The sequence below is a fragment of the Crocosphaera sp. Alani8 genome, assembly GCF_038442745.1.
Classification (GTDB): domain Bacteria; phylum Cyanobacteriota; class Cyanobacteriia; order Cyanobacteriales; family Microcystaceae; genus Crocosphaera.
The window spans coordinates 1-10152 of record NZ_JARVCN010000111.1 but is presented as its reverse complement, the minus strand read 5'-3'; the positions used below and the strand labels follow the sequence as shown (position 1 = coordinate 10152).

General features: G+C 39.4%; 15 protein-coding genes and 1 pseudogene. 7 read left to right on the top strand and 9 right to left on the bottom strand.

From position 1 onward, the window contains the following. Nucleotides 1–184: 184 nt before the first annotated feature. Nucleotides 185–1060: a HEAT repeat domain-containing protein gene (locus P9B04_RS08035; protein WP_342054474.1), complete on the bottom strand. Its 876-nt coding sequence runs from the start codon at nt 1058–1060 to the stop codon at nt 185–187. 132 nt (nt 1061–1192) lie between these two features. On the opposite strand from P9B04_RS08035, the gene P9B04_RS08030 reads away from it, so the two are divergent. From P9B04_RS08030 to P9B04_RS08010, 5 genes are all read left to right on the top strand, one after another. Beyond that, nucleotides 1193–1726, top strand: a complete 534-nt coding sequence (locus P9B04_RS08030; protein WP_342054473.1) for a phycocyanin subunit beta — start codon at nt 1193–1195, stop codon at nt 1724–1726. Between the two features lie 90 nt (nt 1727–1816). Beyond that, entirely contained in the window at nt 1817–2305 is a 489-nt protein-coding gene (locus P9B04_RS08025; protein ID WP_342054472.1) for a bleomycin hydrolase, read from the top strand. Nucleotides 2306–2439: 134 nt separating this feature from the next. Then, nucleotides 2440–2739 (top strand): ankyrin repeat domain-containing protein, encoded by a 300-nt coding sequence (locus P9B04_RS08020; protein WP_342054471.1) that lies wholly within the window; start codon nt 2440–2442, stop codon nt 2737–2739. Between the two features lie 385 nt (nt 2740–3124). Beyond that, nucleotides 3125–3598, top strand: coding sequence for an ankyrin repeat domain-containing protein (locus tag P9B04_RS08015; protein WP_342054470.1), 474 nt, complete (start codon nt 3125–3127; stop codon nt 3596–3598). Between the two features lie 2 nt (nt 3599–3600). Further along, nucleotides 3601–4890: a HEAT repeat domain-containing protein gene (locus P9B04_RS08010; RefSeq protein ID WP_342054469.1), complete on the top strand. Its 1290-nt coding sequence runs from the start codon at nt 3601–3603 to the stop codon at nt 4888–4890. Between the two features lie 287 nt (nt 4891–5177). Here P9B04_RS08010 and P9B04_RS08005 read toward each other — a convergent pair whose 3' ends face one another. The 6 genes from P9B04_RS08005 to P9B04_RS07980 form a co-directional block, all read right to left on the bottom strand. Beyond that, nucleotides 5178–5381 carry a phycobilisome linker polypeptide gene (locus P9B04_RS08005; RefSeq protein ID WP_342054468.1) on the bottom strand — a complete coding sequence of 68 codons (204 nt, stop codon included), beginning with the start codon at nt 5379–5381 and terminating at the stop codon, nt 5178–5180. 179 nt (nt 5382–5560) lie between these two features. Further along, nucleotides 5561–6355: a phycobilisome rod-core linker polypeptide gene (locus P9B04_RS08000; protein WP_342054467.1), complete on the bottom strand. Its 795-nt coding sequence runs from the start codon at nt 6353–6355 to the stop codon at nt 5561–5563. 238 nt (nt 6356–6593) lie between these two features. After that, nucleotides 6594–6749: a hypothetical protein gene (locus tag P9B04_RS07995; RefSeq protein ID WP_342054466.1), complete on the bottom strand. Its 156-nt coding sequence runs from the start codon at nt 6747–6749 to the stop codon at nt 6594–6596. Nucleotides 6750–6803: 54 nt separating this feature from the next. After that, a complete protein-coding gene (locus tag P9B04_RS07990; protein ID WP_342054465.1) occupies nt 6804–7757 on the bottom strand; it encodes a tyrosine-type recombinase/integrase in 954 nt (317 codons plus the stop codon). Nucleotides 7758–7759: 2 nt separating this feature from the next. Then, nucleotides 7760–7978, bottom strand: a complete 219-nt coding sequence (locus tag P9B04_RS07985; RefSeq protein ID WP_342054464.1) for a toxin-antitoxin system HicB family antitoxin — start codon at nt 7976–7978, stop codon at nt 7760–7762. 5 nt (nt 7979–7983) lie between these two features. Then, nucleotides 7984–8406 (bottom strand): putative toxin-antitoxin system toxin component, PIN family, encoded by a 423-nt coding sequence (locus P9B04_RS07980; protein ID WP_342054463.1) that lies wholly within the window; start codon nt 8404–8406, stop codon nt 7984–7986. Nucleotides 8407–8599: 193 nt separating this feature from the next. On the opposite strand from P9B04_RS07980, the gene P9B04_RS07975 reads away from it, so the two are divergent. Then, entirely contained in the window at nt 8600–8833 is a 234-nt protein-coding gene (locus P9B04_RS07975) for a hypothetical protein (RefSeq protein ID WP_342054462.1), read from the top strand. Between the two features lie 131 nt (nt 8834–8964). On the opposite strand, the gene P9B04_RS07970 is transcribed toward P9B04_RS07975, so the two are convergent. Continuing rightward, on the bottom strand, nt 8965–9315 hold the full coding sequence (locus P9B04_RS07970) for a helix-turn-helix domain-containing transcriptional regulator (RefSeq protein WP_342054461.1): 351 nt from the start codon (nt 9313–9315) through the stop codon (nt 8965–8967). Nucleotides 9316–9320: 5 nt separating this feature from the next. Beyond that, nucleotides 9321–9653, bottom strand: coding sequence for a type II toxin-antitoxin system RelE/ParE family toxin (locus tag P9B04_RS07965; protein ID WP_342054460.1), 333 nt, complete (start codon nt 9651–9653; stop codon nt 9321–9323). A gap of 252 nt (nt 9654–9905) precedes the next feature. Here P9B04_RS07965 and P9B04_RS07960 point away from each other — a divergent pair. Next, nucleotides 9906–10152 (top strand): annotated as a pseudogene (locus P9B04_RS07960) (hypothetical protein); the annotation flags it as partial.

Genomic DNA, 10152 nt, shown 5'->3' with positions numbered 1-10152 from the left:
TTGAAGTAAATTGTACCACAACCACGCTTCAACTGAAACCGTTAGAACCAGGTTTGTTTTACTCACATCTGATTATTGTTCTCTAATTTTGAAAGAGAATTAATGCAAACCCTCATCAAATAAGGGTTTTAGCTATCGATTCTCATATCAACTTTTCTTGGTGCAAGATGTGAGTTTTATAAATTTAATCGGTGTTTAGCTTTTCTATTTGAGAAATAGCTATTTTGACAAATTGTGCAATCCCTTCTCGTTTTTCCGCTAACTTTGCTTGTAATATTGGTAAAACTTCAGGTTTTCCTAATTTTCCCAAAGCGAGAATCGCTCTTTGTGCGACCTCTAGATTATCATCCTCTAAGAGAGGAATTAATTTTGGTAAAGCCACTTGGGAAGGAAATCTGCTCAAACTAGCAATGGCTTCGAGTCGCACTTCGAGATCATCATCTTGAAGAACTGAGAGAATCGCATTTTGGGATAACTTATCTCCATGTTCTTCAGCAATCTTAGCAATCCCTTCTAAAGCAGCTAGGCGTATGTCTGTCTTGTCAGATTTGAGGGCAAGATGTAAAGGTTCCACTGCCTCAACCCCTGCGCGGGCTATCGCCCAAGTAGCTTGACCTTTAACTGGTTCAGGATATTCCCCAGCAATAACTTCCAATAAAGCAGGAAGTGCGGCAGAACCAATCCCAGCTAAAGCCCCTGTTGCTGAACTTCTGACCACTGTATCCTCATCTTTGACCATCGCACCTATCAAATGAGAAATTGTATCGGGTTGGCGAATTTTAGCTAAGGCTTTTGCTGACGAGCGACGCACTACGGGATTACTATGATGGGTGAGAGCTTCTACCAAGAAAGAGACTGCTGGCTGACCTATTTTGCCAAAGGCTTCTACTAAGCTCAATCTCACCAATCCTCTTTTATCGGCTAAGGCTTCCACCATTCCCTCTAATAATTGAGAGTTTTCGGCATCAAAAATCCCCTGGCTAAGTTGTTCATTAATTTGTTCGACGAAATGTTCTGTTGCATCAGAAGTAGGAAATTTCTCGGAAGAATTGAGCATCATAAGTTTAAGTCAATCCCCAAAATTTAAATTTTTGTTACATTATTTCTCATAAAAAGGACTAAGAGAACCCTTCCATTATTTCATATTTTATAGACTATTCATAAAATTTTGTCTAAAGACAAGGAGTAAGAAATGTTCGATGCTTTTTCCAGAAAAGTAGCCACCTCAGACACTAGTGGTAAATTTATAGGTGGTAGTGACCTAGATGAACTAAAAAATTTCATTTCTTTGGGCAACCGTCGTCTAGATGCTGCCAACTTTATCGCCAGTAACTCTAGCTGTATTGTCTCTGATGCTGTAGCTGGTATTGTTTGTGAAAACTCTGGTTTAACAGAACCAGGTGGTAGTATCTATACCAACCGTAAAATGGCTGCTTGTCTCCGAGATGGTGACATCATTCTCCGTTACATCACCTATGCCGTTTTAGCAGGAGATGCTTCAGTTCTTAATGATCGTTGCTTAAACGGTTTAAAAGAAACTTACGCAGCTTTGGGTGTTCCTACAGCTAGTGTGGTTCGTGCTGTCAACATTATGAAAGCGGCTGCGGTTGCCTTTGTTAATAATACAGCTTCTCAGCGTAAAATGACCGTAACTGAAGGTGATTGCGCTACTTTGGCTTCAGAAGTTGCTAGTTATTTTGATGCAGTAACATCAACTATTAGCTAGTTTTGACTGTTTAGATAACTTTTAATCAAGCTGATGCTTGATCTTGAATGACATTAATTGAAAATTGGAAAATAGGAGAAACGATTAGTCATGAAATCAGTGTTAACCACCACTATTGCAGCAGCAGATACCGCAGGTCGTTATCCTAGCGGTTCTGATTTAGAGTCCATTGCTGGTAATATTCAACGGGCTGAAGCGCGTCTAGAAGCTGCGGATAAGCTTGCTGGTAATTACGAAGCGGTTGCTAAAGAAGCCGTTGATGCAGTTTATGCCGAATTTCCCGAAGGAATTAGTAAAAACTGTCCTCCTGAAGTTCGCAAAGACAAGTGTATGCGGGATGTGATTACCTACTTACGGTTAATCAATTATTGTTTAGTTGTTGGTGGTACTGGACCTCTTGACGAATGGGGTATTGCTGGAGCGCGTGAAGTTTACCGTGCTTTAGGAATTAATACTGCTGCTTATGTAGCTGCCTTCACTAAAGTAAGAGATCGTATCTGTGTTCCTCGCGATATGTCTGCTCAAGCTGCCACAGAATTAACTGGATATATCGACTATTTAATCAACTCCATGTCCTAGAGACATTGCTATCAATTTAATTGAGTTGAATTAATTCTTTTTAGGGAACTCTGCGCAGGATGCTTTATCTAATTGGTTCAGTGTAATGCTTAGAGTTCCTTAGAATTGTCAGGTGAGTGTTTGAAGGGATAAAGATGGATTCTATAGACAAGCTTAATGAAGAACTGTTACAGGCCACTAAAGATGGGGATTTAGAAGTTGTTCAATCTTTAGTAGATCGAGGGGCTGATGTTAACGTTAAGGACAAAGAAAATGCCACCCCTATCATGCGTTCTGTGTCTCGTAACTATCAGGAGATAGTGAAATTGTTGATTGAACAAGGGGCTGATGTTAATGCTATCAATGATTGGGGATACACCCCATTGAAATATGCTACCAAACTTAATCTCAAAGAAATGCAGCAAATTCTCAAGGATGCTGGAGCAACGCAATAATATCAACCCAATAAAGGAAAAACCTTCAAACAAAAATATGTACAATATGGGTCTAAATAGCGTTAGATAGTTCTTTTTTGCCGAAAATCGGTTCTTGGCTTAACCCTCTTCCGTCACTTTCGGAAACCCCCTGTTATTTCTAAGTCCCACAACCCTTTGATAATAAGCGATCGCTAACTTTTTTCTGATAAAAACTAAAATTTTTTATTTCTATTAGTGAGCGATCGCCGGACAGCTTATTCAGAAAGCGGTACAGAGTTTAACTTTTATCTGGTCTTGCCCCAGAGTGACGGAAGAGGGTTATGAGTCGAATTACGATCATTGCAAAAATCTCCTAAACAATAACTAATTAAATTGCAAATTAGAGCAAATCATGACTGTCCAGATGAACAATCAATTAATAGAAGCAGCTAAGAGGGGTGATACTAAGACTTTAAGTTTATTACTGGAGAAAGTTGTTGATATCGATCACAAAGATGCTCTTTTTGGTAGAACTGCATTGATGTGGGCTGCGCGAGAAGGACAAACCTTAACATTACAAGTTTTACTGGAAAAGAATTCTCAGGTAAATGAGAGAGATAAATATGGTGTCACTCCATTACAAGCAGCCGGATCATTAGGACAGACAGAAGCCGTCAAAATCTTACTCAAATATAAAGCAGACATTAATGCTCAAGATAAACATGATTGGACTGCATTGATGATGGCAGCAGCCCATGGCCATAGAGATACTGTACAGGTTTTACTCAAACAGGGAGCAGATATTAATATTCAAGATGAGCATGGTTATACAGCATTAATGATGGCTCAAAAACAAGGTTATATCGATATTGTACTACTCCTCAAATCCTCAATGTAAACATGAATAGTCCTTTTCTAAATTTATTTCCTGGTTTAACAGAAGAAAAAGCCATTGAACTTCTAGAAACACCAGTAGAACAACTCAAAGAAAAATATCATCGTTATCTCGCAGCAGCACATTTAGTTAACTTTCCCACTGAACGCTCTATCGCAGCACTCATCAAAGTTTTACAAGATCCTCACCCTGCAAGAGAAAATCGTCAAGCACAACGCAAAGCTATCGAATCATTGGGACGTTTAAAAGTTGCTGATGCGATTGAAGTCATGCGGCCTTTTTTGGCAGATAATGATCGCTATATGGTAGAAAATACGGTTTGGGCGATCGGGGAAATTGGCTCATCTGACCTGGATATTCTTGAAGAAATTGCTCATTTATTAAACAAAGAAGGGCAAATTTATCGAGTTATCATTCAAACTCTAGCAAAACTCAATTACCAACCAGCATTAGACAGAATTGCTCCCTTTACAGAGTCAGAAGATTCGGCGATCGCCTGTGCTGCCATAACTGCTAAGAGCAAGTTGTCAGGAGATAATACCCAAGTCCATCGCATTATCCATTTCTTGAATGATAAAAATATTCATGCTCGACGAGGAGCGATTCAAGACCTGATGGATTTAGAATATGATGCTGCTATTTCTAATATAGCCGTTGCTCCTGTTTCCCAGTCTCTACGGCTTCGGGGAATGAGATTTTTAGCAAATAAGGCACAAGAAAAGGACAATTTTGATTTTTCTGAGGTAGAGTTAAGTTTTGATTTAGCTATTTGGGATCATCCCCAAGACCTGAAAATGGCTTATAAATACACTGAAGAACCCACTTTAGAGAGAGTTATTGAAGACCTCTATAATACTAATTTTGGCTATTGTTATTTGGCCAGTAAAGCCATGCTTGAGTTCTATCCCCAGGAAGGAGATATTTTAAAACAATCCTTTGACAAAAACGCTCAAGAAGATTATGGAGCGCACTACCATATTATTAAACTATTTGGTTGGTTAAAATATGAACCGGCTTATGAGCTTTTTATCGATACTTTACTTAATTTAGGAGATAAATTTGTAAAATCAAGAATTGCTGCTGCTATTTCTTTAGGTTATTTAGGTGACAAGCAAGCGATTCCCCATTTAAAAGTTGGTCTAGAAAGTAAAGTTTGGAAATTAAAGTATGCTTGTTTATTAGCCTTAGAGCATTTGGGTGATTCCAGTGGGAAAACCCTTTGTTATAATGACTCCGATTGGCTTATTCAAAGGAAGATAAGTTCAGTGTCGAGGGAACGCGCACCAAGAGAGTAGAACTCTTCAAAAACTCGATATAACTTACTGCGACAGGGATGACAGACTTCTATCTGGGTAGAATCAATGAAACGCTCTCCCAGTAACTTCACCTTTTCTGGTATGTAAAAAACAACAAAATCCATGAGTTGTTGTTTAGACATAAAAAAAGATCTAACCTTGAAGTCGTTATAATGAATGAGTTTTTTCTAGCTATGCAACTTTCTTTGAAACAGGAAAACTTATGGTCATCATGAGTCAAAAAAAGTTGCACACAAAATCAAGTTAACTGATGAATAAGTTAAAAATTATAACACTTTAACATCAGACACTTTACCCCCTAAAAGATAGATTTCTCGCATGGCCTCATTCATACGACTATGGGGAACTTTCATAGTGTAAGAACTAACTCGCTTAACATCTTGGCGACAAACACCTGTGACTGTAATCTCCACAATACGACCTGAATAATCACTCATTTGTGGAATGCCTACTGTTGTCATTGTTGACATAATATAAAACCTCAAATTATGTTGATTAATTAACCCAAAAACGCAAAAAAAATGTCAAAACCCAATAGAATATTAGTCACTAGCGTCTTACCCTTAAAAAACTCAATCTTTTGTTAATTTCAATTCAGTAATTTTAAGGGTGTAGAGGAGATTTAGTGGTTACGAAAAAGCTTTTTAAATTAAAGTGCTTCAGTAATGCTGAGAATACTACCACCTGCATTATGAATAGACTGAAAAGCTTTTGACATACAATTAAAGCTGACAGTAATTTGTTTGTTACTTAATTTTTGCATGCGAGCAAAGTCTTTGGAAGCAGAATAAGTAATCTTAAAACGCTTACCAGTATTGCCATAGTTAGCACCATTCCCCATAGCAAGTGGTTGAATTGGAGTCGCTAAATTAGATGCCAAAGAACTAATTAATTTAGCACTGTTATCTCTGTCGCTGGTAGCGGAACCTCTTAATACAGAAAACATCCGATTGAAGCTGTTATTGTTGAGACCAACCTGCGACCGAATATGACGAGGATAAGGAACGATATCTTCCCCAAAGCTGAAACTATATTCTTCGCTATCGAGATAAGAGTCAATCTCGGCATCATATCCCTGTTCATAATAAATTTCAACGTGTTCGGTGATTTCTGCTTGAGATTGAGGCGCACGACCTAATAAATGCTTGAAATTCAGTTCAATAAAGCGATATGGAGGACAAGCGTAGAAAAAAAGCGACTTATATAACTCAGATTTGGCCACCAGTCTGACAAACTGACGAACGGGAATATCACCACCGCGCAGAAGTGCTTCAGCACTTGCTAAGCGTTGTTCTTCCATTAAATGCTCATTTCCCAAGACCTGCTTGTAAACAGCCCTAATTATGGTTTGCAAGTCGTCTTCAGTCTGTAAGGGACGCATTTCCAAAGGGGCTACTTCAAAGGCATCCAGACCAAGGGTTGCTGAACGAGCCAAATTTCCCATTAACTTTCTCCTAAATAAAAAAGCTTAACATTTTAAAGTTGTCTTTAATTGCTTGACGAAGCAATCTTTAGTCAGAATAAGTAATTAGTGGACATCTCGTCCTTATTTTTGAGCAATAAATTTACAAAAATTATTATTTTTCGTAGATGCTTTCGCACACGCGGAGCGTGACCGCCACTATCCTAGTACAAAGATAAGCACATGGCTCATGGGAGAAGGAAGAACTAATACCAATTTCCTAAAGTCCGGCTACAGATAACGCTCCAAGAATAAAGTCTATTTTGTCTTTATCCCCCCCACCCCCATACCCAGGACTCAACATAGACAGACTGGCGATCGCCCAAAAATTAGGATTATCTGATACAAAAAGGCTCAAATAGCAGGGTAAGCTCATCTGAAGGGTTTGGTTTTCTTCATTTTGGTGAGAGGGTTTTGAATAGTTCTACCCCTAAATCGATAAAACTTGAACAGCCCGTCGTTTCGTCTCCTCACCCCGCCGATCATACTTCGCCGTCGTCACCGGAGAACTATGACCGGCCAACTTCTGCACTGTGACAATATCAACCCCTGCATCCAATAAATCACTACAAAACGTTCGCCTGAAATCATGGGGCGAAAACGACTCAATCCCCGCCATTTTTGCCCGTTTCTGTATAATACGCCAGACCGTATCCGAGTGCATCTGGCCTAACTTTAAATGTCCCCCCCGATGGATACGACAAAACAAACACCCGGACTCTTCCCCTCGCACCCCTAACCATCGCTGAATATACGAAATCGCCTCTAAGGGCAAATAAACCCGTCGAGTCTTCCCCTGTTTCCCCTTACGCACCAACACTTCCCCTGTACTCTCCTCAAAATCCCTTAATTCCAGTTTCACCAACTCAGAGCGTCGTATTCCCGTCCCCCGTAGCATCACCATAATCGCTGCATCCCTGATATCCATCGCACTCTCCTCTCCACAAGTCCCCAACAACGCCCTAATTTCCTCTGAATCAAGAGATCGCCCCCTTAACTCCGGTTCGGCTTGAATATTGGGAAAATCAACCGCTTTTTGATAATCATCAGCAGCCATCAGCCCCAAACGATAAGCCTCTAATAACACCCGTCGCAACGCCGACAGCATCTTATTAGCCGTCACCGGAGCCAACTTTTGTAACAAAGCCACCCTGACAGCAGCCGTATGGTGGTAGCGCAGCATAGACCAATCTAACGTATCCGCATCACAATCCCCATTCGTTAATAACGACGCTATAGTATTAAGAGAATAGCGGATAGTGCGACGACTACCTTCTGATAACCCCGATAAATATACGCTCGCTGGATGCAGGGTCACAGGTATGGGTGCGGTTAATTTGAGATTTTCGGAAGACTGTAGATCGCAATCAATGAGGCTAACCATAATTATTTTGTTAGGGAATCAAGTTTTTCCAAGATTTTCAAACCCTCTTCTGGACTTCCCTTGGCTGCCATTGCTCTAAATCGACTTTCGGCATCAAATTCAGCTAAAGCAATGGTCGACAGTTCTTCAATTAACTTGTTGACACTGATGCCCCTCGCTTGGGCCAGCTCCTTTAATCGGTAGTGCTTATCATCGGGTAAACGAATTGTCAAAGTCGCCATTTTAGTTAACTCCTAATGATTTGTTCGGGTCTTACAATTGATAAATTCGGAAATAATAAATCAGGATTTTGAAAATCTTTAAGATTATTGGTAACAATAGATGAAGCGTTTCCAGCCATTGCTAATTCGATTAAGTGGTTGTCAGCTTCATCCGTTAAATTAGGTCGCCATAAAAAGTAAATATTAACCCATTGACTAACACTCAAAAAAGCTTGGAATAACACCTCTATTTCTGAAGAAGTCAGAGGACATTTAGCTTTTATCTCTTCTCGATTAATAACAGATTCATACTCGCAAAACAGAGCATTGCCCATCAACGGCTGATATTCACCCCTCAAACAACATCGAATTAGTTCACGACTGGGCCCCATAGTTCCAATCAGCGAACTCACAAAAACGCTCGTATCCACGACAATTTTGGTAGTCATGGACTTATGATAGCATATATGCTATCATAAAACCAAGGGCAGGTTAACTCCTCAATTTAGAGATGGAACATAATAGCTCGTGCAAGATACGCTTCTCACGTCCTATTAAATCATACAATCATCTGATTCGCGATTAATGCCCGCTTAATTTGATTAGTCCCCTGAAGCCATTGAATGATAATGGTAATTAAATATGACTCATTCTGTTACTTTAAATATTCCTGATCATTTATATGATCCTCTATTAGAAAAGGCCAATCAAACGGGAAAAAAGCCAGAAGAATTAATGATTGAATATTTACAAACCATGATTAAAAATACAGAAGATGACCCCGTAGAGGAGTTTATAGGGGCTATAGATAGTGATATTTCCGACTGGACGAAAAACCATGAGCTTTATTTAGGAAAGTCTTTATCTGAAGAATAATAGGGACCCCATTGGCAAATTGTAGCTTGTTTGGCAATGAGTTCATCCGCTCGTCCTTCAATTTTCTTTTGACGTGAGGGGGGAATTTGTTCCATAATTTGAGATAGCTTAGGAGCCATTACTAGATAAAACTAAACACTTGATAATTGATGCTCTTGTTCTGAACTTGAATTTATTGTCACTCCAATATAAACATTTAACTCTTTACACAGAACAGAGTAAATAGCTGTTAAATTATCCATTGTCGGATTCCCTTTAGCTGATAGCATTCGATGAAGACTTTTACTGGGTTTAGATGTTTGATTGGCCAGTTCTTCAAACCCTATTGTTGAATTTACTAAATCTCTCAATATAAGTCTGGCCGTCTCTGGCTCCCCATTAAGAAAAAGAGATGTAGCTTCATCAAGCAAGGCTTTAGCCAATTCAGGATCTTGTTTGACTCTCTTATTAACTGTTTCAATATAATCTCTAGTTAAGGCCATAATAATTACCTCTTTTTTTTCTCCTGTTGTTTTCGCTTTTTGTACTCTTGGTATAACTTTTTGGCTTGTTTGATATCAGATGGTTGACTCTTTTTTGTTCCACCACCAAATAAAATTATGAGTTGTTTTCCTTCCATTACTAGGTAAATTCGATATCCAGGACCCCAGTTGATTCTGTATTCTCCAATTCCATTAATCCACTTAATATTTGACGTATTACCTAACTCTAAACGAGACAAAGCAACTGTTACTTTGGCCTCCGCTTGAACATCAAGACTGTTAAACCATTTCTCATAGGGACTTGAGCCATCCTCTCTAATATATTCTTGAACTTTCATCTTAGGTTCAAGAGTAACATATAAGTTACTGTCTCTGTCAAGTCTTTCACTATACACTGTTACCTGAAGACGACACACCTGTATCCTGAAAACAACACACCATGAATGTAAAAGAATTGTGCGGTCTCGCGGAGCGAGTGCCTTCGGCAACGCTATAAGCTTCAATCTCGTAAATCCCTCTACTCTCGTATTTCAGCTGTCGGACTAAAATTACCCAAAGATGACGACGGGAAAGCCTACGCAACCGAACCAATGATCCAGAAATTGGACGACCTAGATCAGCACCTTAAAAATGGTGGAAGCCTCAAACACTACACACCTGTTACCTCAGTTACAACACATCTAGAAAGCACTGATAACGCTAATATTTTAGACAACACAACACAGACAACACAATTTACGACACAGCAAACGACACAGATGAGTTCCTCCGGCGCTATTGCACGTGAGGAATTACTAGAAATTATTGAAGTTTTAGGGACAGCGATCGCTTCTCGAT